A 25,097-nucleotide genomic window follows, 5' to 3' on the forward strand; every position below is an offset into this window, starting at 1 on the left:
CCAGATTTATGCTTACTGATTCTCTATACCACTTGGTTTACCAAAGTTTTGCAACAGCTCTCATGAGCGAAAAAGAGCTTGAAACGGTGCTGACACAAGCACGCTCCTGGAACACAGATCACAACTTAACCGGTATGCTGCTCTACAGCAACGGCGACATTATGCAGGTGTTGGAAGGCACGCAGGAAGAAGTTCTTTTTATCTTCAACAAGATCAAGCAAGATCCTCGTCACCGGGACGTGAACAAGCTAGCTGACGGCGCAATTGCCAAGCGAAATTTCTCGCAGTGGTCTATGGGATTCAAGGCTGTAGAACCTGCTGACTTTGAACACTTAGCTGGTTTTCTAAACGTCAACAAGCAAGACTATCTAACTCCTCAATCTGGGTATTTAGCTAGCAGCGATTCGTCTTTGCATTCCCTCTTGGCAACCTTTATAATTGACGACAGCGTCCGGTTTTGACCTTAAGTAACAGCGGCAATTAAAACGACGCATACCGTCGCTTCCGGCGCCACGCACGCACGAGCCCAAACAAACCTAGCAGCACCAGCGGCGTTACGATATTGAGTGCTTGCCAGCGCCGACCCTGTTCGGCTACTTTCACCTTATCGAGCGGACGCAACGTAATCTGCTTACCCCGCACGGCAATCAGGCCGGTTTCATCGAGCATGTAGTCAACAGCATTCAGCACGAGTTCACGGTTAGCAAACTCGGTGTTGGCAAGACGATCAAAGCCGAGCCGAAACGGACGACCCGTTTTGGGATCTAGCTCGCTGCGCACGAAGTCACCATCAGAAATGATCAGGACCTTGCCCGGCTTGGCCCGTGGCGATGTGGCAGGTTGGTATTGCGTGGTACCCGGCTTGGCGCGATTAGCGTACAACGATTGGAACTGCCCCTCCAGCAAGTAGCCAATGGGCTTGAAGCTCTGCTTATATAGTTTCTGATCGGGCTCTAAGCGGGCATCGTTGAGGTTGACGGGCACCGGCGAGGGCAACACCCGCGTGTAGCGCGAGGTAAACATCAGCGGTGTTTTGCGGATGCCAGTGGCCTTCACCGTATCGATGCTGCTCACAAACTTGGTGTACACCGCGTCGAGGTTGCGGGTGATGGGATGCTTGCTGAACTGGTTGATGAGCGGGTAAAACTGCCACGGCATGGGCTCGACTTGGGGTTTGTTGCCCACGTTGCCGGTCACGAGCGGGATGACGCCGGAGTTTAGGTCGAGCAGCAAATCGGGGTTGATGCGCACGCCGTACTTGAACAGTAAGTCTTCCAGGTTGAGCTGGTACGGGAAGGACAGCATGCCGGTGCGCGCCGCACTATCCAGGCTCACGCGCATCTCATCCATAAAGAACAGAGCATTGCCCCCACTGGTCACGAATTGATCTAGCTTGAACTTCTCCGGCTCGGTGTAGGGCATGGTAGGCCGGGCAATGATCAGAGCATCCAAGGCGCGCAGGTCGGGTACTACGTCGAGCTTCACGCGGTACACGTCGTAGCGCTCCTGCAACGAACCGAGCAGGTCGCCGGCTTCGGCGTTGCTTAGCTCGCCGTGTCCATCAACCACACCAATACGCTTGCGGCGGCTAGGTTCGAGCTGCTGAATGGTACTGGCTAGCTCATACTCCAAGCCTTCAATACTTTGGTTTAGACGCACATCGGAGGGAGCAGCCTGGTTGCCGCGTAGCAGCAGGACGTTTTTCTCCTTGGGGCCCACCGTCACGGTTGCCCATGGAAAGATGATCTTCTCAACCCGTTTGCCGTTTTCGGTAGCAGCTAGGTTAGTCGGGCGCAAGCCCTTTTTGAGAAGCGCTTGGTAGGTCTTGTTCCGATCTTGTTCCGAGGTAGCAGCGCTGGGGTCCAGGAATACGTAGTGCAGCTTAGAGCCGCCGTACACCTGCATTTCGTTCAGCGTTTCGCGCACCGATTGTTGTAAGCGGCGAAAAGCGGGCGGAAAGTCGCCGTCGAGGTACACTGTTACGGTCACCGGCTCGGGCATTTTTTCCAAGAGCTGCTTGGTGGCCGCCGACATGGTGTAGCGCTTCTCCTGCGTGAGGTCGAGGCGGAAGAAGAACTGCTGACCTAGGAAATTCAGCAGCAATAAGCCGCCGATAACCGCTAGAAAGCGGAGCAGGTCGCGGCGTTTAGGGGAAGGTCGTTCTTGCATGTTCTATGTGGGGCTACTCCCCTAGCTTTACCTCGGGTGAGGTGCAAAGCTTACTTAATACGTTCCAACGCTAGCTTTTACCAGTTGCGGCTCTGCAATGCCAACCGCGTTGCTAGCAGAAAACCAGCAATTAAGCTCAAGAAATACGTCAAGTCGCGGGAGTCGATGAGGCCTTTGCTGATGTCGCGGTAGTGCGCCGCAATACCTAGCTGGCTGATGTAGTAAGCCGTACTTCCTTCAAAGACCGAAGCCAACGAATCGAAGCCCGAATACACCAGGAAACAGCCCACCACGGCTACGAGGAAAGCAATGACTTGGTCACGGGTGATGGCGGAGGCAAAAAGTCCAATGGCGGCAAACACGCCCGCCAGCAAAGCTAGACCGATGTAAGAGCCCACCGTAGCGGCCGAGTCGATGTTGCCGACCGGATTACCTAGCTGATAAATAGAATAATAGTACAGCAGCGTTGGGATCAATGCGAGCAACGCCAACAGGAAACAAGCGAGGTACTTCCCGCCAATGATCTGCCCATCGGTAAGCGGGCGGGTGAGCAGCAGCTCAATGGTGCCCGCTTTCTTCTCCTCGGCAAACGTGCGCATGGTAATAGCAGGAATCAGGAACAGAAATATCCAAGGAGCGGTGTTGAAGAGCGTTTGCAGATCAGCGAAGCCATACTCCAGTACGTTGCTATCGGGAAAAACCCACACGAATAATCCCGTAGCGACCAGAAACACGCCAATCACGACGTACGCCACTGGCGAGCTAAGGAAGGCGTTAAACTCTTTTCTTAAGATTGAAAACATCTACTAATGATGTGCTAATGATCAATAGGAACGTCATGTCGACCAGCGGGAGACATCTCGCGTGCTGACGCTGCACCTCACCCCAACCCCTCTCCAAAAGAGAGAAGCGTAGATTAGCATTGCAGGAGAGATACTTTGGCAAGCTCAGCATGACAGCTACTGGTTGGGTAAAAGCCAAAGTTAATTCGTCAGGTTCTTAAACACTTGTTCTAGTGATTGTTCCTCCTGCCGCAACCCGAGCAAAATCCATCCTTGCTGCGCTGCCAAGCGCGAGATAGCGCCACGCTGATCGGTGCCAGCCGCAGCGCGGATGCGGTACGTAGTGCCGGTTTCAACTTCCACGCCCGTGATATCGGACAAGGCGAGCAGTGGCGCCGGGTCAATGGCTTGTTCAAACTCAGCCCGGATGATGGTTTCGCCCTTCGCGCCGGCACCTAGATCCGAAACCGGACTATCAGCCACGAGTTGCCCACGGTTAATAATGACCACACGGCTGCACAAGGCCGTGACTTCGGGCAGAATGTGGGTGGAGAAGATAACGGTTTTGTCGCGCCCTATTTCGCGGATGAGGCTGCGGATTTCGCCGATCTGGTTGGGGTCGAGGCCAGTAGTTGGCTCATCGAGGATAAGCGTGCCGGGGTCGTGGATAAGCGCTTGCGCTAGCCCCACACGTTGGCGGTAGCCTTTCGACAAAGCGCCAATCAACTTATTCTGCTCTCGACCTAGGCCCACCCGATCCACCATCTGCTGCACCCGCTGCCGTAGGGAGGCGCCGCGCAGCCCGTGCACCGAGCCGATAAATTCGAGGTACTCGTGCACATACATATCTAGGTAGAGCGGGTTGTGCTCGGGCAGATAGCCTACGCGGCGGCGCACTTCCAGCGGCTGCTCCGTTACGTCAAAGCCATCCAGCTTAACCGTGCCAATGGATGGAGGCAGGTAACCGGTGGCAATCTTCATCGTCGTTGACTTACCGGCGCCGTTTGGCCCGAGGAAGCCGAGGATTTCGCCTTTGCCCGCGGTGAAGCTGATGTTGTTCACGGCAGCTTGCGCGCCGTAGGTTTTGGTAAGATTCTGAACTTCAACCATTGAATAAGGAGCAGATGCAGTTCACCGCTAGAATAGAATAAGTGTTAGGGCAGTTGTAACTCAGCGAGTGGCGTAGGTGGGACGGGCACTAATGGCGGCGTTTGGAGTTGCTTCGCCAGCCATTGCGACGTTTGCCACTTACCAAATTTATAGGCGACATGCTCATACGTTCCGATTAACTCAAACCCCAAGGATTGATGAAAGGCAAAACTCCTTGGATTAGGTTTAATGACACCCGCATAAGCATTCACGTAGCCTTGCCGTTGTAGTAGCTCAAAAAGCCAGTTATAAAGCCGCCGCGCAACTCCTGTGCCGTGATGCGTAATATGCACATAAACAGATGTTTCGACCGACCACAAATAGGCTGCTCGCTCGCGGTGCCGGGCGGCATATGCATACCCCACAACTTGGCCTTCAGCTTCTGCTACTAACCACGGTAATACTCCCTGAAGTTTCCGTACGCGCTCCGCAAATTCGGCCGTGGTGGGCACCTCGTATTCGAGCGTGATGGTCGTATCGGTGATGTAGGGGGTGTAAATAGCGAGCATAGCCGCCGCATCGTCGGGCGTAGCGAGGCGCAACGTATAGCTATCGGCAGCCAGACCTAGGGGAGAACTCATCCGACGTAAATGGAGCAAAAGAACGCTCTTGATTGCATAAATACTTAGTCGATTTGGTAGCGCGGAAATTCATTCCGCGCTACTGTTTCTTGAACCTAGGTTACTTCGGTTGTGAGGGGCGCATTTGTATCTCGGAGACCATAGTCGCCTTCGGTGCTTCCAGCGCGTGCATAATGCTGGCAGCAATATCTTCGGGCTGCATCTTGTGCGGATCAGGTTCGGCACCGGGCTCTGCCCCACCAAAATTGGTTTCGACTGAGCCAGGCATCATGCAAGTCACGCGCACCCCATCTTGCCGTACTTCCTTGAACAAAGCATCCGAGAAGCCACGCACTGCATACTTGGTAGCGCAGTAGCCGGCCATGTTCGGGCTACCCGCCGTGCCAGCCAACGAGGCCACGTTGATGATGTGGCCTTCACCCTGCTTTTTCATCTGCGGCAGCACAACCTTGGTGCAGTAAAATACGCCATGCACGTTGGTATCAAACATGGCGTGCCAGTCGTCGGACGAGAAGCCATCAACCGGGCCCATGTTGCCAATACCCGCATTGTTGACCAAGATGCGCACCTCCGCCCCGACCTCGCGCTGCGTATCTACGTATGCCTCCTGCACAGATACTTCGTTGCGGATGTCGCACTCAAAAAACTGGAATCGTTCGTGCGTCAAACCGTCGGGTGCCGACCGGCCCCAGCCGGCTACAATGGCGCCCTTGGCGAGTAACGCCTCCGCCACGGACCGCCCGATTCCTTTACTGACGCCCGTAACAATAGCTATCTTGCCTGTTAGATCCATGCTGAAGTAATGTTTTGGAGGAAGAATTGGCCGCAAGTTAGCGGCCCTCAGTCGCTTTTACGCGGAATAATCAGTCTAGCTGCATTTCTACCCCTGCTCAGTGGTTGCGGGGAGGGCCACGAAACCGATTGTCTGAAGAGCACGGGCAAAGTAATAACGGAGCGGCGTGCGCTAGCCCCCTTCCGTGTGGTAACGGCCTACGACAACGTCGACCTGCTGCTGGTGCAAGACACCGCTACCTACGCGGAGGTACGCGCCGGCAAGAACTTGCAGGAAGACATCGAGTTGAAGGTGCAAGATGGCCAGCTGACCATTCGCAACACCAGCCGCTGCAACTGGATACGAACCTACGACACCCCCCGCGAGCTAACTCTGCACCTACCCCGCCTCACCGATTTGTTTCTGCGCGGTCAGGGCAACGTGCGCACCGTCGGCAACTTTCGCGCGGATACTATCTTCTGTCACCTCGTCGGGGCTGGCGACTTTGACCTCGACTTGACGAGTACTTACTTGTGGCTCGATTCCTATGAGCTCGGGGACATCGACTTGCACGGGCGGGCTACCGAGGTGCACTACACGCTAGGTGGTAGCGGCAGTTTGCGGGCGGCAGGTCTACAGACGCACACATTTTTTTTCAAGTCCAATAAAGGCAGCAACGGCGATGCACATATCCTGGTGTCTCAGTCGTTGGCTGGCACACATGCTGGCACGGGTACTCTTTACTATACTGGTAGCCCTACCCTGAACCTAGCTGGCAGCGGCAAAGTAGAGAACATCAAGTAGTTACCCCTATCAATCTTCCCTTAGCAGCATCCAATAAGCACTGCATAGTACAGCTGATTTTTTGCTGATTTTACTTGCTGTGAGCACACATATTTTGAGTCGCTAATAGCCCTTGATTCCTGTAGCCAACAGTCAAGCTAGAAGCTGAACCATAACGACGAACCAGAGCATTTTTCTTGTAAAAAGTTGGCTCTCTGACAACTAGCCTCTATCTTTCGTACTCACAAATCGTTCTATGCCAATGTGAATCGTGCCGCATAGGCGTAAAACTTAGAAATCAATGAGCCGATTATGATCGGCTAGTGCACATGGTGTACTAGATTTTTGAGCGATACCCTTGTGCTACTTATGCAGATAGTGGGCCTGTCCTTGGCCCGTGGTGTCGATGCTTTTTGCGCTTCCTGACTTTCTGCCCCGCCCTTTCCGTAGAACTCCCACCCACCTATCGAGCAGCCCCTTCAGGCACCTCTCACGGAGGACCTGCGCCTATTTGCTTTGCTGAATTCTTTTGTGTCGTCGGGTGAGCTAGCGCACGGCTAGGCTTGCGCATGATTGCGCCCCATTTTTTTGTGTCCATCCCTGAATAACCCCTTTGTCCTCAAGGGGCAGTCCGACGCGTGTCCGCCATTTGCTAGTGCTTCTCCCACGGACTATTCACTTCAACACTCCACTTTTTCGTCTCTTCTCTTCTTTCTCACACTCCACTACCCCGCCATTTTCGCGCCGGGCAGCATTCTTCTACAACCAACCACATCCTCTGCTTTACGGGTGACCTAACTCACCGTCAACTGCTTGACTGAACAAGGAGCGTAGGGTAACCGCTCAGATACTTGGCACCGCTGAGAAGTAGCCCTACCCTCCTTGATGCAGTTTGGCTCGCGACGAGAGTTACCGCCCGTCCTGATTTCTGTTCTTACCTCTTCGCTATGACTGCAAAAGAATCTGCTCCACAGGCTCACGTAAACAATTTCGATTTTTTACGGCTGCTCTTTGCCACGCTGGTCCTTATTACTCACTCGTATTTTCTGACGGGCGTACCAGAACACGACCCTCTCTGGCAATTCTCCCACGGACAACTGCGGCTGTCGAAGCTAGGTCTCTGGGGCTTTTTCGTGATTTCAGGTTATCTGATACTCAAGAGTTTACTGCGCAGCTCTTCGCTAAAAGAATACTACTTCAAGCGCATTATCCGAGTATTTCCTGCCCTTTGGGTGATGATCGGTATCACTATGGTAGGCGCTTACTTTTTTTCGGATAAGAGCCTAGGTGCTTACTTCACTGACCGCTCTTTCTTCTTGTATTTGCTTAACTTGGTACTGCGGCTGCACATCAACATCAACGGCGTTTTTGCCTCGAATGCCGTTCCTACCGAAATCAACGGCTCGATCTGGACGGTACCCTACGAGTTCTTTTTTTACCTGCTGCTGACGCCTTTGTTCTTTATCCGACACAGCTTGGTGTGGCTGCGCGGCGTGATGCTTTTCACCTTTGCCGGGCTCCTTCTCCTTCAGCTTACCGGCCAGGTCGATTACCCCACCTACGAACTAGCACTCCTCTCCGACCAGCTTATTTTTCTGGGTCTTTACTTCGTGGCTGGGGGACTACTCGCCTTGTTTCCGGCTTGGGTACGCCAAGCGCGACTACGCACCTATGCAGTTTGGATAACCGGGCTTGGGCTGCTGGCTGTTCTTTATTTCGGCGGCTACGCACAGGCGCAGTTCTTCCTATTACCCGTGTTCGTCATTGCTTTCGGCGAGTCCGATTATCCTGCGTTAAGCTGGATCCGTCGGTACGGTGACATCAGCTACGGGGTGTACATTTGGGGGTGGCCGGTGCAACAAGCGTTGGTTCATTTGCTGCACCCTTCCCAAACTGTACTAGCCTTTCTCAGCATTCCTTTGGCGTGGATTGTTGGGGCAGTCTCCTGGCATTTGCTGGAGAAGAAGGTACTGCGTCTGAAGCTGGCCTTACCCGCACAGCGAGTAGAAGAGCCAGTAGTAGAACGGCCCCAAGTACAAGTAGCTTTCCGCACGGCCCAGCAGGCTTAGCGTATTTTCTTTATAATCAGAAGCCCTTAGCGGCGCACATCAGCATGGCTGTGTGCGCCGCTAAGGGCTTTTAACCTAGCTTCTTAGACAGAAGGCCAACATCAGATGCTTGGCTATTACCTTGTGCTCTATCTAAATATCGCCTAGCTGCGGACGAATCAGTAGTTCTTCCACAACTGCTTGTGGAGACAGGGAATAAGCAGCAAATACCGCCTCTGCTACGTCTTCGGCTTTGATAAATCGTTCATCAGGAAAGTCTGAGCCTTCCCAGCTAGCAGTAAGTGTCGCACCCGGCAGCACTGCCGTTACGCGCAGGTTGTGCGGCTTCAACTCTTCGCGCAGGGCTTTGGTCAGGCCTAGCAAGGCAAACTTGGCAATGCTGTAAGAGCCGCCGCTTGGGTAAGCCCGAATGCTAGCTACTGAGCACATCGTAAAGATATGCCCTTGCTGGCGCTTAATCATGGCCGGGAGCAGCTGTAACGTCAGATCGTAGGCGCTGTACAGGTTCACGTCGATGAGGGCGCGAAGGGCACTGCCATCGAGCGGTTCATCTTGCAAGCGGCCCGGCGTGAAGGCACCAGTGTTGTGAATTAAAACTTCTACTGCACCACCGAGTTCTTGCACAAACGTGGCAAAACGAAGCGTCTCTTCTGGCTTGCTCAAATCAGCCGCTAGGGTGTGCAACTCCGCGCCGGGAACATCTTGGCTCAACGCTGTTTGTAAGCTAGCTAGGTCGGCGGCGGAACGGGCGCACGTCACGACGGGAAAGCCCGCCTGAGCAAAGCGCCACACCAATGCTCGTCCTATGCCCTTCGTTCCGCCGGTAATGATGATATATTTTTGCATTTCGTTGATTGTTGTCGCCGATTTTACGTAAGGAAGCGCAACTGTTCCGCCTCGTTTATTCTCATTGCTTCACCTAGGCTGCAAGTTTCCGTTTTTCCTGTTCAATTTTCCTTTTATGGTTAAGACCTTCGGTGAGTTTATTCTCTTTTTGCAGAGTATGCTGGTGCGAAAAGAGCGATTTAAAACCCTGTTTGAACGCACTATCGATGAATCGGTGATTATCGGTGTTAATTCTGTTTTTATCGTTGCTATTGTTAGTGCTTTTATCGGGGCAGTTACGTGCGTTCAGATTTCCTATAACCTTGTCAACCCGCTCATTCCGAAGTCTACTATCGGCTACATGGTGCGCGAAATGACCATCCTGGAACTGGCTCCTACCATCACGAGCATCGTGCTGGCAGGCAAGGTAGGCTCTAGCATCGCCGGCGGCCTAGGTACCATGCGGATAACTGAACAGGTCGCAGCCTTAGAGGTAATGGGCATCAACTCTGCCTCTTACTTGGTCTTCCCCCGTATCGTCGCATCGATTGTGATGTTTCCGTTGCTGGTTATTCTAGCGATGGTTCTCTCTATTTTAGGAGGCTACCTAGCAGGTACACTAACGGGTGCCATATCTGCGCAGGAATACGTAGAAGGCATTCGGACAGACTTCATTCCTTACAACATTCTTTTCGCGCTGATTAAGTCGGTTGTGTTTGCCTTCTTAGTGTCTGCTATTTCTGCTTACAAAGGCTACTTCACCACGGGTGGGGCCTTGGAAGTAGGATCTGCCAGCACCGCAGCAGTTAACAACTCGATCATCGCCATTCTGTTGGCTGACTTTGTGTTAGCCGCCATTCTATTATAAATTCTACTACTTGATGAAGTACGTTCGCTCGTACGATCATCAAGTACTCCTGACTAAGTACTTCATCCGATGATTGAGATTCATAATATCCAGAAATCATTCGATGGCAACGCGGTGCTCAAAGGCATCACGTGCACTTTCGAAACGGGCAAATGCAACTTGTTGCTAGGTGGTTCGGGTACGGGCAAAAGCGTACTGCTGCAATGCATTGTAGGGCTTATGAAGCCCGATATCGGCAGCATCACCTTCGACGGCACGGTGTTCACGAACAATAAAGTGGGCGTCCGGCAGGAAATTCGCCGCAAGATCGGGATGCTGTTCCAGGGTTCCGCGCTCTTCGACTCCATGACGGTGTTTGAAAACACGGAGTTTCCGCTGAAGATGCTCACACCTGAAATGAGTAAGGAGGAGCGCCGCGACCGGGTAGAATTCTGCCTAAAGCGTGTAGGACTTGAAAATGCTGGCAACAAAATGCCCTCCGAAATTTCGGGTGGTATGAAAAAGCGTGTTGGTATTGCACGGGCTATTGCCCCTAACTGTACTTACCTGTTCTGCGACGAACCAAACTCTGGCCTTGACCCGCTCACCAGCATCAAAATCGACGAGCTGATTCACGAAATCACGCACGAGTACAACATCACTACTGCCATCATCACCCACGATATGAACTCGGTGGTGGAGATTGGTGACCATATCATCTTTCTGCACAAAGGCCTCAAGCTTTGGGACGGCAACAAGGACGAAATCCTGAACGCCCAAGTACCCGAACTGAAAGAGTTTATCTTCAGCAGCAGCCTCGTACGCGCCGCCAAGCGTGTGGACGACGAAGGTGGCTTAGAAGCCATCCTGGCCGAAGATCCTCAGACTCAGTCCTAACCTAGGTAAGCATAACCCAAGAATAAAAAGCGAGCCGCTCCTTATTGAAGGAGCGGCTCGCTTTTTATTCTTGGTACAAGCTTCCGACGTGGGCTAGGTGATGGCGACCATGCCAGGCATACAGCACAAGCGCTTGATCGAGCGTGAACGTCTGTTTTGAGCCTGGATGGTAGAACGTCCGCTGCCATTGCTCCTCCCCTAGGTGGGCTAGCAAGTTGGTCCACCGGGTGTGCAAGGCTTCCAGCAACGTCAATGACACCGTAATAGGTGTTGCCTCAACATCAGGCAGCTCGGCCCACTCTTGCTCCTCGTAGGGGCGGATAGTCGGGTTGTCTTCGGTGAGGGCTAGCTTGAAACGCGTGTAGCTATTCACGTGCGAATCGGCGAGGTGATGAATCACTTGCCGGCCATTCCACCCACCGGGTCGGTAGGGCTCTTGCAAGCGAATGCCTCCTACGCGGCGCGCAGCGGCCGTGAGCTGCGCAGGTAGGTCGGCTAGCTGCCGAATATAAGCTACCCGCTCTGCATTGCTTAATGCTTCTGTAGGTAGCTCAGGTTGTCCGATTGGGTAGCGAAGATCAGGTTGCGAGGTCTCCATCAAAGCTGGCCGTGTATAATGCTTGTGCAAGTAAGCATTTACCAAGTTTGTTTTCTTGCTTCCGCTAATTTGAATCTCGAAAGCTAGCTACACACAAAAGGGCTGCCCCTGTAGGAACAGCCCTTTTATGTAGGTTAAACCGACGTTTAGCCGTTACGCTTATTTAGCTCGTCACGAATCTTGGCAGCCTTCTCGTAGTCTTCTTTCTCAAGGGCTTGAGCGAGCATCTTCGTTAGCTCATCCAAGGAAACTTGACCCGATGGCTCACGCGGCTCGGGCCGAGCTGGTACGGGCTTTTCGGTATCCTCTTCATCCTGATCATCATCGTCGTCGGTATCGTCGACGTTCTCATCTAGGTCACTCAAGATAATACCGGCCTCGCTCAGCACGCTTTCCACCGTGAAAATGGGTACTCCGAACCGCAAGCCAATGGCAATAGCATCGGAAGGGCGAGCATCAAGCTCGAAGGTGGTGGCCCCATCCGAGCAGACGATCTTGGAGTAGAACACTCCCTCTTTCAAATCCGAGATAAGCACCTCCAGAATCGTCACGTGCACATGCTCGGCAAATGATTTAAATAGGTCGTGCGTCAGAGGCCGATTCGGACTGATTTTTTCAATTTGAATGGCAATACTCTGCGCCTCAAACATGCCGATGATGATGGGCAAGCGACGGTTGCCGGTCTTTTCGCCCAAGATAAGGGCGAAAGAACCGGACTGCGACTGGCTAGATGATAAGCCTAGTATTTCGAGCTGGATTTTCTTCACAAGCTGCGGATGTGCTGATTTTTAATGTGCTGAGGGGAAGGAGTACGCTAGCATGTCAGTGTTTCTCTACTACACCAATCTAATATAAATCAGCATATTAGAGCACATGTCAGACAATAATTTACCCTAGCTCCTTCACGGCCTGGGTCAGTTTTGGCAATACGTCGAATACGTCGCCAACGATGCCATAATCGGCGGCCTTAAAGAAAGGTGCCTCCGGATCTTTGTTGATTACGACAATTACTTTCGACGAGTTTACGCCTGCTAGGTGCTGAATAGCGCCTGAGATACCACAAGCAATGTATAAGTTCGGCGATACGGTGATGCCCGTTTGTCCTACGTGCTCGTGATGGGGGCGCCAGTCGGCGTCTGATACTGGCTTCGAGCAAGCCGTAGCTGCGTGCAATGCTTTGGCTAGGTCCTCAATTAGATTCCAGTGCTCTGGGCCTTTCATGCCACGGCCACCCGATACCACCTTGTCAGCCTCGGGGAGGAGCACGCCACCCGCTTGCTCCTGCATGACTACCTGCTTAGGTGCGTCCGCGAAGTCAGCATCGGTGAGTTGAGCCGAGAACTGCTCCACTGTAGCCGCTTGGCCGGCGTTGTGCAGCGCCTCAATAGAGTTTTTCTTCACGGCAATGATTTTCCGGTCACCCGTCAGAATCACGTCGGCCAGGGCTTTGCCGGAGTAGGCCCCACGGCGCACCGTGAACTTACCGCCATCCACTTTGGGCAGCTCCACTACGTTGGTGGCAAGGCTAGCTTTCAGGCGTACCGACAAGCGAGAGCCTACCGCTGCGCCAATGTTAGAGTTGGCTAGCACAATCACTTGAGCTTGCTCATTCTCAGCGGCAGCAGCAATGAGCTTGGTATACGCCCCATTCACGAAGTCCTTCAGACGCGGCTCAGCATCATACAGTACTTTGCTGATGCCCTGCTCACCTAGCTGAGCTAGGTTGGCTTCCGTAGCCACTCCCACCGCAATGGCCGTAGCCGTCGTGCCGAGCAGTTGTGCCACCTGGCTACCGTAAGAAGCCACTTCCAGCGAGGACTTTTTTACCTCGCCATTATCACATTCAACTACAACTAAAACAGACATGATCTTTCAGAACTTAGGTTTTAGAACGTAGAGCTTAGACTTCTATGCATTGAGAGCGAAAAGCTTAACTGGTCACAGTGCAAGCTCTACGTTCTATGCTCTAAGCTCTATAACTAAATGACTTTTGCTTCGTTGCGCAGCAGCTTGATCAGCTCGCCGGCACTCTCGGCCGGGATGAGCTTTACTCCTTGCTTTTTGGGTGGCAGCGCATACTCGGCTACTTCCGTGCGAGCACCAGAACCTACGGGTTCTACTACTTTCAACGGCTTGGTACGGGCCGTCATGATGCCACGCATGTTTGGGATGCGGGGCTCGCACATAGGCTGCTGGCACGAAGCGACAAAAGGCGTGTTTACTTCTACTATCTCCTTGCCACCTTCAATCTCACGCTCTAGGGTGGCAGTGTTGCCGCTCATGTCAAGCTTCATGGCTGGGGCTACAGTCGGAATGCCGAGCAGCTCGCCTACCATGCCATGTACCTGAGAACCATTGTAATCAATGCTCTCCCGGCCCATCAGAATAACATCGTAGGCACCCTCTTTCGCTACGTTCGCAATCTGCTCGGCTACGAAGAAGGCATCAGTAGGCTTGGCATTCACACGAATGGCGTCGTCGGCACCAATGGCTAGGGCTTTGCGAATATTGGGTTCTGTATCGGCCTCACCTACATTGATTACCGTGACGGTACCGCTACCCTGAGCCTCTTTCAGCTCAATGGCGCGAGTGAGGGCGTACTCGTCCCAGGGGTTAATCACGAATTGCACCCCTGCCTTGTTAAACTCTTTGTTATCAGGAGTGAAGGTTATTTTGGTGGTCGTGTCAGGCACGTTGCTAATGCAAACGAGAAACTTCATCTACGGCTGCTTGAATGAACAAATACTAGGGAAACCCCCTACTTTCGGGCGAAGATACAGAAATCTACCTTCCTTATGGAAACCGCTCCAACTCGTCTGCAACAGCTTCTGGCCTTCTACGCCGAAGACCCTAACGATGCCTTCACGATCTACGCGTTGGCTACCGAATACCGCGCTACGGAACCGCAGCGCGCCATGGAATTTTATCAGAAGCTGCTCGACGAACACCCTGACTACGTGGGTACGTACTATCACGCGGGCAAGCTGCTAGAGCAATTGAATAATGCTGAAGAAGCCGAAAAAGTTTACCGCAAGGGCCTACAAGTGAGCCGCCGGGCTGGACAAATGCACGCTGCTAGTGAGCTACAGCAAGCCCTCAATCAGTTCCTAGGTCTCGATTATGAAGATGATTAAAGAGTAGGAACACGACATGACGCATTCCTCGTCTGGGTCATTTATTGCTGTACCGAGTTCCTTTCTATGTCTAGCTCAATGCGCCACGACGCCCCCGCCGTGGCGCATTCCTACACCGCTGCTTCATCATCTTGTCAGCACATTCGCGCAATGAAGATCTTACTTGTTGAAGATGAACCGAAAGTATCTGCCTTTATCCGTCGCGGCCTAGAGGAAGAGAATTACGAAGTAGAAGTAGCCTACGATGGTCATTTCGGGCGGCAGCTAGCCCTTACTCACGATTACGAGTTGATCATCTTGGATGTGATTCTGCCCAATATGAGCGGCCTTGAAGTGCTCCGTGCCGTTCGCGCCCAAGATCAACAAGTACCCATTTTGATGTTGACGGCCCTAGGCACTACTACCGACAAGCTGCAAGGCTTCGACGGAGGCGCCGACGACTATTTGGTCAAGCCATTCGACTTTCAAGAGCTCCTGGCTCGCGTGCGCGCCCTGACGCGCCGCCGCGGCACCGAAAAGAAAGGCGCCCTACTCACCCTCGCCGACCTCACCCTGGATACAGCCGCCAAAACGGTAACGCGCGGTGGTCAGCCAATCAAGCTCACTGCCCGGGAGTTTGGGCTTTTAGAGCTGTTTATGCGCCATAAAGGACGGGTATTGAGCCGAGCAGAAATTGCCGAGAATTCCTGGGAAGAAGCGTTCGATTCTGGCTCGAACGTAATTGATGTGTACGTTAATTATCTGCGCAATAAGATTGACAAAGGCTTTCCCACAAAGCTCATTCATACCGTTGTCGGCATGGGCTACGTCATGCGGGAAGAAGATTGAATTTAGAATCTCGCCCCTAGGTTAGAGCACATAGGCAAGTGACTCTTCGCTAGCCCCAAGCACCTAGCCGTATTATTATGACTATTCGCAATCGGCTCACCCTGCTCTTTTTAGTGTTGGTGGGTATTATTCTATTCGGAGCTTTGTCCGTTACTTTTCTGCTGCACGCGCAGTATACGCGGCAAGAATTTCATCAGCGACTGCGCGACCGGGCCGAGGTGACCGGCTACGTATTTCTGGAGCAAGATGAGCTACACGAGTCGGCTTTCAGCAACTTCCGCCAGCGCTACCTGCGCACGCTTACCGACGAAGTACTTCAGATCTACGACTCCCATCTGAACCCACGCTTTATCAAAGAGGATGCGCGCCTTCACCTTTCCGATTCACTGCTCGTACGCATTATTGCCGAAAAGGAACTCTACTTCACGTTGGGGCCACGCCAAGCTATCGGCTTGTTTTACCACGATAACCAGGGCGACTTCGTGATTGTAGCCGCCGCCGAGAACCGCGCGGGGCGTGCTCGCATGGAGCACCTAGCTTCCATGCTCGCCCTAGTTTTTGTTGGGAGCTTGGTAGTAATTTATGTTGCCGGCCGTTTGTTTGCTGGCCGGGCCTTGGCTCCTATTGCTGCCGTCAACGACCAGGTAGACCGCATTACGGCGCGCGACTTACACCTGCGTGTGGAAGAAGGCCGCAGCGACAAGGACGAGATTACGCGCCTAGCCCGCACCTTTAACCGTATGTTGGAGCGCTTGGAAGAAAGCTTCGAAGGCCAGCGCACGTTCGTCAGCAATGCCTCCCACGAGCTACGCACGCCGCTCACCGCTACCATCGGCGAGCTGCAAGTGCTCCTTGCCCGCGACCGAGAACCTGTTGCTTATCGTGAGGCTTTAAGCTCTGTATTAACAGAGCTACAGCAGCTTAAAACGCTGATAAATAATTTACTCGAATTTACGCAGGCCAATACGGGCACCATGACGGGTGATGAAATCCGCCTGGACGAGTTGCTCTGGGAAGCACGCGAGGCTGTAGCCCCTGACCAACGTCGGCGCATCCATATCACACTTGACTCATTGCCTCCTGATGCTACCCAAATGGAGATTTCAGGTAACCGTCAGCTGTTGAGCCGAGCGTTGGCCAACTTGTTTGATAATGCTCTGAAATACTCTGGTGACAAGCCTGTGGAAGTCCACTTTGAATACGCGGAAGGCTTTGTTTATATCCTGATTGAAGATCAGGGTATTGGTATTTCGGAAAAAGACCTCTCGGGTATCTTCCAACCCTTCTTTCGAGCTGGCAATGCTAGGGGTGTTATTGGGCACGGCGTGGGCTTGCCACTCTCCAAGAAAATTATCGAACTGCACGGTGGTAAGCTCACCATCACTTCGCAGCTAAACGAAGGCACCATAGCGGCTGTAACGTTCAAGTTGTAGCCATTCTCACTCATTTACTTAAGTACAGCTTCCTGAAAATTGGATGAAAAGTTTTGAGATGTTTCATTCCATAGTATGAAATATCTCATAATAATTATGCTTATTTCAGTAAAAATAAACATTATTCTTTTCTCTAATCCGTTTCTAATGTGTCTCTAACCTACCTCTAACTTCGGGCTCGTAGCATTGCACATCACCTATTTAAGATACCTGTGCTACGTACTATCCGTTTTACTACTGCTGTTGTGGCAGCTTTCACCACCTGCACCTTCACGAGTTGCTCGGAAGAAGCCACTGAGTTGGTCACCAAAACACCCGAACGGTCGGCGCTCCACCCCCATATGCTGCGCCATCTTACCTTAGATACCGCCCGAACCGAGGCAGTTCGTAGCGAAGTGAAGCTAACTGGGCGCGTGAGCACCAACCTCGATAAAACGGTGCAGGTGTACCCGTTGGTTGGCGGCGTGGTGGAAGCCGTACGCGTTAGCCTCGGCGACCATGTAGAGAAAGGACAAGTGCTGGCCGTGATTAAGAGCGGCGAAATTGCCGACCTGCAAAACCAGAATTCCGCCGCTGGCTCCGACCTAACTATTGCCCGCAAAAACCTGCAAGTGACAGAAGATCTATTCGGTAGCGGCCTAGCGGCGGAGCGCGATGTACTGACCGCACGGCAGGAACTGCGCAAAGCGCAAGCCAATGCAGGCAAGAGTCGCAAGCAGCTAAGCGTGTACGGTGTATCGGCCGACGGCACCTACACTTTGCGGGCACCCATCTCTGGCTTCATCACTGAAAAGAATGTCACCGACCGCATGCAGTTCAACGCTGATAATGTCGATAACCTGTTCACGATTGCGAACCTGAGCACGGTCTGGGTACTGGCCGACGTTTTCCAGGCCGACATTGCCCACGTGCAGGTAGGTCATACCGCCGACGTAACGACGCTGAGCTACCCCGACAAACATTTCATTGGGCATATCGACAAGGTCTTCAACATGCTCGATCCGGAGAGCAAAGTGATGAAGGTGCGTGTGCGCCTCGATAACTCCGACTACCTGCTTAAGCCCGGTATGCACGCCCGCGTGAACGTCTCGACTATCGAAAAGCAACGGCACGTAGCGGTAGCGCACAAAAACTTGGTTTTCCACAACGACCGCAACTTCGTGCTCGTGTTCAAAGACCCGAAACACATTGAAACGCGTGAGGTGTCGATTCTCAAAACCGTAGGCGACAAGAGCTACGTCTCGTCGGGTTTGCAGGATGGCGAGCGAGTAGTTGCTCAAAACCAGCTCTTGCTCTATAAAGAGCTAAACGATTAACAGTTGCCCGTCGTTGCGGCTTGTTCCTCCGAATGCCTGGGCTTCATCGTCTGGGCATTTTCGGTTTATGGCGGCCAATTCTTCCTAATACAGCGACTACACTATGCACGCTCCGGATGGCGAATCCCACTAATTTCTTGACTATTTCTAAAAAATAGCAACGTCTAAAACCTTCATTCCAAGCTTTAAACGAGGTTTTTTCGAGAAAATATCGTTTCTAATCTGGCTCTAATCTACCTCTAATACGCCCCTAATACCGTGGTCGTACACTTGCATATCCAAACGCTTAATCGGATATGCAACGCCTATTTTTGTTCCTGATTTCTCTACCGCTGCTAGCTGGCACCGCCCAAGCGGCAGCCACTCCAGCGCCCAGTGCGCCGGCCGATACGGTGCAGCTCACGCTGCCGCAAGCCGAGCAGCGTTTCGTCCAAAATAACTTCTCGCTGCTCGCTCAGCAGTACAACGTAACGGCTGCCGAAGCGCAGATTCAGCAGGCTAAGCTGTGGGATAACCCTACTATCTCGCTGGAGCAGAACACCTATAACCCTACCACGGGCAAACACTTCGACATGACGAGAAGTGGTGAGAGCATCGTGCAGGTGCAGCAGCTGTTCTCGATTGCGGGTCGGCGCAAAGCAGCTGGCCGCGTAGCGCAGCAGAACGCCTTAGTAGAACAATTCAACTTCCAGGATTTGCAGCGCAATCTGCGCTTCCAGCTCCGTACTACCTTCTACGATCTGTTCTTCAAACAGCAAACTGTAGGCGCTTACGACCGGGAAATCAACTCCTTCCGCCGCACAGTAGCCCAGTACCAAGGGCAGTATGACAAGGGCAACATTGCCCTGAAAGAAGTGATTCGCCTGAAGGCTTTTTTGTTTCAGCTGGAAAATGAGCGCCAAGGTCTGCTCACGGATATTGCCGGTCAGGAAGCTGACTTAAGGGTGCTGATTCGTGATAACGCAGGCACGTACTACCGCCCCCAAGCCGATCCAGTTCGCTTGCAAGGCCTAGGCCTTGGCGCTTACTCGGTGGAGCAGCTAGCCGATACCGCTCAGATTGCCCGCGCCGACTTACGGGCCCGGCAAGCCGATGTGGAGCAGCAAAACCAAAACCTGCGTTTGCAACGCGCCATTGCGGCTCCCGACCTAGCTGTAGGCTACGTCTACGACCGCGCAGGCAGCTACATCCAGAATTACAACGCCTTAACTCTAGGTATTGCCGTTCCAATCTTCAACCGCAACCAGGGCAACATTCGCTCAGCGCAGGCGCAGATTGAGAGCAGCAAGGCCCAGCTAAACCAGCAGCAGCTGGTGGTGCAGAATGACGTGCAGGAAGCGTACCGTCTCACGCAGCAAACCAACCAACTTTACCAGAATACGAACCGCTCAACCGGGGACTTCGACCGTCTCATTACGGGAATTGAGCAGAGCTATGCTAAGCGCAACATCACCATCGTGGAGTTCCTAGACTTTTACGAAAGCTACAAGAACAACTTGGTACTGCTCAATCAGTTGCGTTCCAATCGAATGCGGGCCTTTGAGCAGCTTAATTTCTCTGTGGGCCGCCCCATTTTCAGGGCAGAATAATTGTATCAGAACTCCTCATTAGATCCAAAGAATCAACGATATGAACCGCATCCCCTCCCTCCTACTCGCTGCTACCGCTTCGCTGGGTTTGCTGGCAAGCTGCTCGCAGAAACCAAAAGACGACGCGGAAACGCCGCAGAAAGCCGAAGCCGGCTTTACGATGTCGGATACTATGCTGCGTGAGTTGAGAATAGATACTGTACACGCTGAGCCCGTACGCGACGAGCTGACGCTCTCCGGCCAGATTGCCTCCGACGGTGACAAAACCGTGAAGGTATATCCGCTGGTAGGTGGCGTCGTTGAGCAACTCAGCGTGGAGCTAGGTGACCACGTGGCGAAGGGCCAAGTGCTAGCCGTAATTAAGAGCGGCGAAATTGCCGACCTGCAAAACCAAAGCTCCGCCGCCGGCTCTGACCTCGATATTGCTCGCAAGAACCTGCAAGTAGCCGAAGATCAGTTTCATGATGGCCTAGCTTCGGAGCGCGACGTGGTGCTAGCCCGCCAAGAGCTGCGCAAAGCGCAAGGCAACGTGGGCAAGAGCCGTAAGCAGCTGAGTGTGTACGGCGTATCGGCCGATGGCACTTACACGTTGCGGGCGCCTATCTCGGGCTTTATAACTGAAAAGAACGTCACCGACCACATGCAGTTCAACGCTGACAACGTAGGCAACCTGTTTACGGTAAGCAACTTGGACGATGTGTGGATTATGGCCAACGTGTTTGAATCGGATATTGCCAAAGTGCGCGAAGGCTATCAGGCCGACGTGACCACGCTGAGCTACCCCGACAAGCACTTCAACGGCCGCATCGACAAGGTCTTCAACGTGCTCGACCCCGAAAGCAAAGTGATGAAGGTGCGCGTACGTCTCGACAACCCCGGTTACCTGCTTAAGCCTGAGATGTATGCCCAAATCAGAGTGGGCAATACGGAAGGCAACAAGATGCTAGCCGTGCCCGCTAAGTGCGTGGTGTTCGACAAAGACCGCAACTTCGTGATGGTCTTCAAGGACCGCAGCCACATCGAAACGCGCCCCGTGCAAATTCTGAAAACGGTAGGCGACGTGAGTTACGTGAAATCGGGTCTGCAAGACGGTGAGAAGATCATCGCTCAGAATCAGCTACTCGTGTACGACGAACTGAACGACTAATTCCAGAGGATTCGGAAGCAATAAGCTAGGAAGTAGAAGTTAGCCTAAGTGCGCTGACGGCCATTCCCTTGCCTTTTCAGAACGGCTTCTTTTTGTTTCCTCCTTCTTCCTAGATTCTGAATTCTAGCTTTTTAGCAAGTCATGAATAAGTTCATCCAAGGCATTATCGCCTTTTCCCTTAAAAACCGCGGCTTCATCTTCCTGGTGACCCTGGTGGCCATCGTGGCTGGGGTAGTGAGCTACCGGAACACGCCGATTGAGGCGTTTCCTGACGTAACGAACACCGAAATCACCATCATCACGCAGTGGCCCGGCCGCTCGGCGGAGGAGATTGAGAAGTTCGTGACGGCGCCCATCGAAATTGCGCTGAACCCCGTGCAGAAAAAGACCAGCATCCGCTCGACGACGCTATTCGGCTTGTCGGTGGTGAAGGTCATCTTCGACGACGGCGTAGACGACGCTTTTGCCCGGGTGCAGGTAAACAACCTGCTCGCTCAGGCTGACCTACCCGAAGGCGCTGATCCCGACGTGCAGCCGCCCTACGGCCCTACTGGCGAGATTTTCCGCTATACCCTAGCTAGCTCGGACAAAACCACTCGCGAGCTGAAAACCATCCAGGATTGGGTGATTGAGCGCAACCTGAAAGCCGTACCTGGCGTGGCCGACGTGAACAGCTTCGGCGGCGAGGTGAAGGACTACGAAATCAGCGTGAACCCCGGCAAGCTACAAGACTTCGGCATCACGCCGCTAGACGTGTACAACGCCATTCAGCGCTCCAACATCAACGTGGGCGGCGACGTGATTAACGAAGGTCAGCAGAACTACGTGGTGCGCGGCATCGGCCTGCTGAATAACATCGGCGACATCAATAACACCGTTATCAAGAACGTGAACGGTGCCCCGATCTTGGTGAAAGACGTGGCTATCGTGCACGAGTCGGCGCTGCCCCGCCTAGGTCGGGTGGGCCGCGGCACCAACGACGATATGGTAGAAGGCATTGTGGTAATGCGCAAAGGCGAAAACCCATCGGAAGTTATTGCCCGCCTCAAGGATAAAGTAGCCGACCTGAACGACAAGATTCTGCCTTCGGACGTGAAGATCAAGACCTTCTACGACCGGCAGCAGCTGATTGACTTCTCGACCGAAACGGTAATCCACAACCTGATGGAGGGTATCATCCTCGTGACGGTGATTGTGTTCATCTTCATGGCCGACTGGCGCACCACGGTTATCGTGTCCGTGATTATCCCGCTAGCCTTGCTGTTTGCCTTCATCTGCTTGCGCTTAAAAGGTATGAGCGCCAACCTATTGAGCATGGGCGCCATCGACTTCGGTATCATCATCGACGGAGCCGTGGTAATGGTGGAAGGGCTCTTTGTTGCCCTCGACCACAAGGCGCACGAAATGGGCATGGAGCGCTTCAACAAGCTTGCTAAGCTAGGTCTGATCAAGAAGACGGGCCGCGAGATGGGTAAGTCGATCTTCTTCGCCAAAGCTATCATTATCACCGCCTTGCTACCCATCTTCTCCTTTGAGAAAGTAGAAGGCAAGGTGTTTTCGCCCCTAGCTTGGACCCTAGGTTTCGCCCTACTCGGCGCGCTTATTTTCACGCTGACTTTAGTGCCGGTGCTGGCTAGCATCTTGCTGCGAAAGAACGTGCGGGAGAAGGACAATTTCTTCGTCCGCGGCATTAACCACGGCGCCCAGCGCTTCTTCCGCTTCACCTATGCCCGCAAAACGGCTAGTTTGCTGGTTGCTACGATCATTGTGGCTGTTGGGGTAGGCTCCTTCCACTTTCTAGGTTCCGAGTTCTTGCCCGAGCTAAACGAAGGTTCGATCTACGTGCGGGCCCAGTTGCCGCTGAGTATCTCTTTGGATGAGTCGAATAAGCTGTGCAACGAGATGCGCCGCGTGTTCCTGACCTTCCCAGAAGTGAGCGACGTGGTAAGCCAGACCGGCCGCCCTAACGACGGCACCGACCCGACGGGCTTCTACAACAACGAGTTCCTGGTGCAGATCAAGCACACGGATGAAGTGCAGAAGAAGATGAAGAGCGCTGCCTACCGTGAGGAATTGATTGCGCACATGAAAGAGAAGCTTAACCGCTTCCCCGGCGTAGACTTCAACTTCTCGCAGCCCATCACCGACAACGTGGAAGAAGCTGCTTCTGGGGTGAAAGGCTCGATTGCCGTGAAGATCTACGGGACCGACCTAAAAACGCTGGAAGGCAAAGCCCGCCAAGTATATGAGCAGCTCAAAACCGTAAAAGGCATCGACGACCTAGGCGTGCTGCGCAACATTGGACAGCCCGAGCTGCACGTTGACCTGGACGAAGGTCGCATGGCCCAGTACGGCGTATCGAAGTCGGATGCCAACGCGGTGCTCGAAATGGCCGTGGGTGGTAAGCAAGCGAGCCAGATGTACGAAGGCGAGCGGAAATTTCCGATCCGGGTACGCTACCAAGAGCAGTTCCGCCAGACGCCTGCCGAAATCGGGGCGCTAATGGTACCGACCCAAGCGGGCAACACCATCCCCATGACGGAAATTGCCAACATCTCCGACGTGAATGGCCCTTCGCTCATCTACCGTGATGACAACCAACGCTTTGCAGCTGTCAAGTTCAGCATCCGCGGCCGCGACATGGGCTCCACGATTGAAGAAGCCCAGCGTAAAGTAAACAAGGTGCTCCAGCTCCCGAAGGGCTACTCGATCAAATGGGCAGGCGACTTCGAGAACCAGCGCCGCGCTACCCAGCGCCTAGGTCAGGTAGTGCCGATTTCGCTGGCCATGATCTTCTTCATCCTATTCATCCTGTTCGGCAACTTGAAAGACGCTGGTCTGGTGCTCGTAAACGTACCGTTTGCGCTTATCGGTGGCATTGCCTCGCTACTGATTACGCACACCAACTTCAGCATCTCGGCCGGTATCGGCTTCATTGCCCTGTTCGGTATCTGTATCCAGAACGGCGTGATTCTCATCTCGGTGTTCAAGCAAAACCTGGTGAAGAAGATGTCGCTCGACGACAGCATCCACGAAGGCGTGATTAGCCGCGTGCGCCCCGTGGTGATGACGGCCATGATGGCAACTATTGGTCTGATGCCCGCTGCTATCAGCACCGGCATTGGCTCGGAAACCTCTAAGCCCCTAGCTATTGTGGTTATTGGCGGCCTGATTACGGGTACCATCCTGACGCTGTTCATCTTCCCGCTGGTGTTTGAGCGCTTCTACCGCGCCGAGCACACGCACTACGGCGATGATCCTAGCTTGCACCCCACGAAGCACCATAAGCAGCCTAGCAACCCGGTGTTGGTAGGAGCCTAAAAATCTTAACCTGTTTTCGGAAAGGCCTTCTCGCTTCGGGAAGGCTTTTTTGTTTTCGGCCTAGTAGGGAAAGCTAGGTTGTAGCATCATGCTACGATGTCCTGCGCCAGACAGCTGAACTGTTTTCTACTACTTTCGGGCGGCATATCGCCTGACGCTTCCTTCACTGGTCAGCTGAACATCTACAGCTGACCACCTAACACTCCTTAACTACAGTACATGAAAACACTGCTCCTTAGCGGCCTCTTTCTAACCCTAGCTACTGCGGCTTCCGCTCAAACCTTCTCAAAGATGAACTGGCAAAACGCGCCCAAAAAAGCTACTATTACCGATCAGAAGGTGCAAGTACAGGTGGATGGTGGTACCGACTTCTGGCGCGTGACGCACTACGGCTTCATCCGCGACAACGGTCACTTCTACTACCAGGAGCAGGAAGGGGACTTCATGGCCAAAGTGAAGATTACCGGCCAGTATAAGGAGCTGTATGACCAAGCTGGCCTTATGATTCGGCTCGACGAGAAGAACTGGATCAAGACTGGCATCGAGTACGTGAAAGGTGTGCAGAACGTAAGTGCCGTCGTGACCCGGGAAGTGTCCGACTGGTCGGTGGTGCCCCGCCAAGACAGCCCCAAAACGGTGTGGCTCACGCTCCTGCGCAAGGGTGACTACGTGGAGATTCAGTACTCCTTCGACAATAAAGACTTCAAGATGCTGCGCCTAGCTTACTTCCCGCCCACGCCCGGCAAGAAAGTACAGATCGGTCTGATGTGCGCCGCCCCCGATGGCAAAGGCTTCCCCGTGACGTTCGAAGATTTTTCCGTGAAGCCCGTCGGGAAGTAATAGGTAGAAACCTAGCT

General features: G+C 53.3%; 23 protein-coding genes. 13 read left to right on the forward strand and 10 right to left on the reverse strand.

Annotated features, from left to right (window positions below):
- Positions 1-8: 8 nt before the first annotated feature.
- Positions 9-461: a BLUF domain-containing protein gene (locus tag SD425_RS16800; RefSeq protein WP_324671099.1), complete on the forward strand. Its 453-nt coding sequence runs from the start codon at positions 9-11 to the stop codon at positions 459-461.
- A gap of 19 nt (positions 462-480) precedes the next feature.
- On the opposite strand, the gene gldG is transcribed toward SD425_RS16800, so the two are convergent.
- From gldG to SD425_RS16825, 5 genes are all read right to left on the reverse strand, one after another.
- Positions 481-2,169 carry a gliding motility-associated ABC transporter substrate-binding protein GldG gene (gene gldG, locus SD425_RS16805; protein WP_324671100.1) on the reverse strand — a complete coding sequence of 563 codons (1,689 nt, stop codon included), beginning with the start codon at positions 2,167-2,169 and terminating at the stop codon, positions 481-483.
- 77 nt (positions 2,170-2,246) lie between these two features.
- Positions 2,247-2,972, reverse strand: coding sequence for a gliding motility-associated ABC transporter permease subunit GldF (gene gldF, locus SD425_RS16810; protein ID WP_324671101.1), 726 nt, complete (start codon positions 2,970-2,972; stop codon positions 2,247-2,249).
- Between the two features lie 180 nt (positions 2,973-3,152).
- Positions 3,153-4,061 (reverse strand): gliding motility-associated ABC transporter ATP-binding subunit GldA, encoded by a 909-nt coding sequence (gldA, locus tag SD425_RS16815; protein WP_324671102.1) that lies wholly within the window; start codon positions 4,059-4,061, stop codon positions 3,153-3,155.
- A gap of 44 nt (positions 4,062-4,105) precedes the next feature.
- The gene (locus tag SD425_RS16820) at positions 4,106-4,681 is read right to left on the reverse strand and encodes a GNAT family N-acetyltransferase (RefSeq protein ID WP_324671103.1); all 576 of its coding nucleotides are present in this window, start codon (positions 4,679-4,681) and stop codon (positions 4,106-4,108) included.
- Between the two features lie 100 nt (positions 4,682-4,781).
- Entirely contained in the window at positions 4,782-5,474 is a 693-nt protein-coding gene (locus SD425_RS16825) for an SDR family oxidoreductase (protein ID WP_324671104.1), read from the reverse strand.
- Positions 5,475-5,660: 186 nt separating this feature from the next.
- Here SD425_RS16825 and SD425_RS16830 point away from each other — a divergent pair, with 186 nt between their 5' ends.
- Positions 5,661-6,257, forward strand: a complete 597-nt coding sequence (locus SD425_RS16830; RefSeq protein WP_324671105.1) for a GIN domain-containing protein — start codon at positions 5,661-5,663, stop codon at positions 6,255-6,257.
- Between the two features lie 926 nt (positions 6,258-7,183).
- Positions 7,184-8,305 carry an acyltransferase gene (locus SD425_RS16835; protein WP_324671106.1) on the forward strand — a complete coding sequence of 374 codons (1,122 nt, stop codon included), beginning with the start codon at positions 7,184-7,186 and terminating at the stop codon, positions 8,303-8,305.
- 132 nt (positions 8,306-8,437) lie between these two features.
- Here the strand turns inward: SD425_RS16835 and SD425_RS16840 are convergent, their stop codons facing one another.
- Complete coding sequence (locus tag SD425_RS16840; protein ID WP_324671107.1) at positions 8,438-9,151, reverse strand: SDR family oxidoreductase; 714 nt, start codon at positions 9,149-9,151, stop codon at positions 8,438-8,440.
- A 115-nt stretch (positions 9,152-9,266) separates the two neighbouring features.
- Here SD425_RS16840 and SD425_RS16845 point away from each other — a divergent pair, with 115 nt between their 5' ends.
- Together SD425_RS16845 and SD425_RS16850 are read left to right on the forward strand one after the other, a co-directional pair.
- Positions 9,267-9,998, forward strand: coding sequence for an ABC transporter permease (locus tag SD425_RS16845; protein WP_324671108.1), 732 nt, complete (start codon positions 9,267-9,269; stop codon positions 9,996-9,998).
- A 69-nt stretch (positions 9,999-10,067) separates the two neighbouring features.
- Positions 10,068-10,874, forward strand: a complete 807-nt coding sequence (locus tag SD425_RS16850; RefSeq protein ID WP_324671109.1) for an ABC transporter ATP-binding protein — start codon at positions 10,068-10,070, stop codon at positions 10,872-10,874.
- A gap of 64 nt (positions 10,875-10,938) precedes the next feature.
- On the opposite strand, the gene SD425_RS16855 is transcribed toward SD425_RS16850, so the two are convergent.
- The 4 genes from SD425_RS16855 to SD425_RS16870 all read right to left on the reverse strand — a co-directional run bounded on the left by SD425_RS16855 (position 10,939) and on the right by SD425_RS16870 (position 14,192).
- Positions 10,939-11,472: a YfiT family bacillithiol transferase gene (locus SD425_RS16855; RefSeq protein WP_324671110.1), complete on the reverse strand. Its 534-nt coding sequence runs from the start codon at positions 11,470-11,472 to the stop codon at positions 10,939-10,941.
- A gap of 146 nt (positions 11,473-11,618) precedes the next feature.
- Positions 11,619-12,239, reverse strand: coding sequence for a bifunctional nuclease family protein (locus tag SD425_RS16860; protein ID WP_324671111.1), 621 nt, complete (start codon positions 12,237-12,239; stop codon positions 11,619-11,621).
- A gap of 121 nt (positions 12,240-12,360) precedes the next feature.
- Entirely contained in the window at positions 12,361-13,338 is a 978-nt protein-coding gene (locus tag SD425_RS16865; protein ID WP_324671112.1) for an electron transfer flavoprotein subunit alpha/FixB family protein, read from the reverse strand.
- Positions 13,339-13,451: 113 nt separating this feature from the next.
- Positions 13,452-14,192 carry an electron transfer flavoprotein subunit beta/FixA family protein gene (locus tag SD425_RS16870; protein WP_324671113.1) on the reverse strand — a complete coding sequence of 247 codons (741 nt, stop codon included), beginning with the start codon at positions 14,190-14,192 and terminating at the stop codon, positions 13,452-13,454.
- A 75-nt stretch (positions 14,193-14,267) separates the two neighbouring features.
- On the opposite strand from SD425_RS16870, the gene SD425_RS16875 reads away from it, so the two are divergent.
- From SD425_RS16875 to SD425_RS16910, 8 genes are all read left to right on the forward strand, one after another.
- Positions 14,268-14,606, forward strand: coding sequence for a tetratricopeptide repeat protein (locus SD425_RS16875; RefSeq protein WP_086595343.1), 339 nt, complete (start codon positions 14,268-14,270; stop codon positions 14,604-14,606).
- 150 nt (positions 14,607-14,756) lie between these two features.
- Entirely contained in the window at positions 14,757-15,434 is a 678-nt protein-coding gene (locus SD425_RS16880; RefSeq protein ID WP_324679559.1) for a response regulator transcription factor, read from the forward strand.
- Between the two features lie 77 nt (positions 15,435-15,511).
- Positions 15,512-16,867 (forward strand): HAMP domain-containing sensor histidine kinase, encoded by a 1,356-nt coding sequence (locus SD425_RS16885; RefSeq protein WP_324671114.1) that lies wholly within the window; start codon positions 15,512-15,514, stop codon positions 16,865-16,867.
- Positions 16,868-17,079: 212 nt separating this feature from the next.
- On the forward strand, positions 17,080-18,183 hold the full coding sequence (locus SD425_RS16890) for an efflux RND transporter periplasmic adaptor subunit (protein WP_324671115.1): 1,104 nt from the start codon (positions 17,080-17,082) through the stop codon (positions 18,181-18,183).
- Between the two features lie 296 nt (positions 18,184-18,479).
- Positions 18,480-19,772, forward strand: a complete 1,293-nt coding sequence (locus tag SD425_RS16895) for a TolC family protein (RefSeq protein WP_324671116.1) — start codon at positions 18,480-18,482, stop codon at positions 19,770-19,772.
- Between the two features lie 40 nt (positions 19,773-19,812).
- A complete protein-coding gene (locus SD425_RS16900) occupies positions 19,813-20,919 on the forward strand; it encodes an efflux RND transporter periplasmic adaptor subunit (RefSeq protein ID WP_324671117.1) in 1,107 nt (368 codons plus the stop codon).
- A gap of 141 nt (positions 20,920-21,060) precedes the next feature.
- On the forward strand, positions 21,061-24,240 hold the full coding sequence (locus SD425_RS16905) for a CusA/CzcA family heavy metal efflux RND transporter (RefSeq protein ID WP_324671118.1): 3,180 nt from the start codon (positions 21,061-21,063) through the stop codon (positions 24,238-24,240).
- 219 nt (positions 24,241-24,459) lie between these two features.
- On the forward strand, positions 24,460-25,080 hold the full coding sequence (locus SD425_RS16910) for a DUF1349 domain-containing protein (protein ID WP_324671119.1): 621 nt from the start codon (positions 24,460-24,462) through the stop codon (positions 25,078-25,080).
- Positions 25,081-25,097 lie beyond the last annotated feature (17 nt).

The sequence above is a fragment of the Hymenobacter sp. GOD-10R genome, assembly GCF_035609205.1.
Classification (GTDB): Bacteria; Bacteroidota; Bacteroidia; order Cytophagales; family Hymenobacteraceae; genus Hymenobacter.

Coding starts and splice junctions, on each gene's coding strand:
- SD425_RS16910 (WP_324671119.1), top strand. CDS start 24,460: ATGAAAACACTGCTCCTTAGCGGCCTCTTTCTAACCCTAGCTACTGCG.
- SD425_RS16850 (WP_324671109.1), top strand. CDS start 10,068: ATGATTGAGATTCATAATATCCAGAAATCATTCGATGGCAACGCGGTG.
- gldF (WP_324671101.1), bottom strand. CDS start 2,972: ATGTTTTCAATCTTAAGAAAAGAGTTTAACGCCTTCCTTAGCTCGCCA.
- SD425_RS16835 (WP_324671106.1), top strand. CDS start 7,184: ATGACTGCAAAAGAATCTGCTCCACAGGCTCACGTAAACAATTTCGAT.
- gldG (WP_324671100.1), bottom strand. CDS start 2,169: ATGCAAGAACGACCTTCCCCTAAACGCCGCGACCTGCTCCGCTTTCTA.
- SD425_RS16875 (WP_086595343.1), top strand. CDS start 14,268: ATGGAAACCGCTCCAACTCGTCTGCAACAGCTTCTGGCCTTCTACGCC.
- SD425_RS16895 (WP_324671116.1), top strand. CDS start 18,480: ATGCAACGCCTATTTTTGTTCCTGATTTCTCTACCGCTGCTAGCTGGC.
- SD425_RS16885 (WP_324671114.1), top strand. CDS start 15,512: ATGACTATTCGCAATCGGCTCACCCTGCTCTTTTTAGTGTTGGTGGGT.
- SD425_RS16870 (WP_324671113.1), bottom strand. CDS start 14,192: ATGAAGTTTCTCGTTTGCATTAGCAACGTGCCTGACACGACCACCAAA.
- SD425_RS16880 (WP_324679559.1), top strand. CDS start 14,757: ATGAAGATCTTACTTGTTGAAGATGAACCGAAAGTATCTGCCTTTATC.
- SD425_RS16845 (WP_324671108.1), top strand. CDS start 9,267: ATGGTTAAGACCTTCGGTGAGTTTATTCTCTTTTTGCAGAGTATGCTG.
- SD425_RS16905 (WP_324671118.1), top strand. CDS start 21,061: ATGAATAAGTTCATCCAAGGCATTATCGCCTTTTCCCTTAAAAACCGC.
- SD425_RS16825 (WP_324671104.1), bottom strand. CDS start 5,474: ATGGATCTAACAGGCAAGATAGCTATTGTTACGGGCGTCAGTAAAGGA.
- SD425_RS16820 (WP_324671103.1), bottom strand. CDS start 4,681: ATGAGTTCTCCCCTAGGTCTGGCTGCCGATAGCTATACGTTGCGCCTC.
- SD425_RS16900 (WP_324671117.1), top strand. CDS start 19,813: ATGAACCGCATCCCCTCCCTCCTACTCGCTGCTACCGCTTCGCTGGGT.
- SD425_RS16800 (WP_324671099.1), top strand. CDS start 9: ATGCTTACTGATTCTCTATACCACTTGGTTTACCAAAGTTTTGCAACA.
- gldA (WP_324671102.1), bottom strand. CDS start 4,061: ATGGTTGAAGTTCAGAATCTTACCAAAACCTACGGCGCGCAAGCTGCC.
- SD425_RS16840 (WP_324671107.1), bottom strand. CDS start 9,151: ATGCAAAAATATATCATCATTACCGGCGGAACGAAGGGCATAGGACGA.
- SD425_RS16855 (WP_324671110.1), bottom strand. CDS start 11,472: ATGGAGACCTCGCAACCTGATCTTCGCTACCCAATCGGACAACCTGAG.
- SD425_RS16865 (WP_324671112.1), bottom strand. CDS start 13,338: ATGTCTGTTTTAGTTGTAGTTGAATGTGATAATGGCGAGGTAAAAAAG.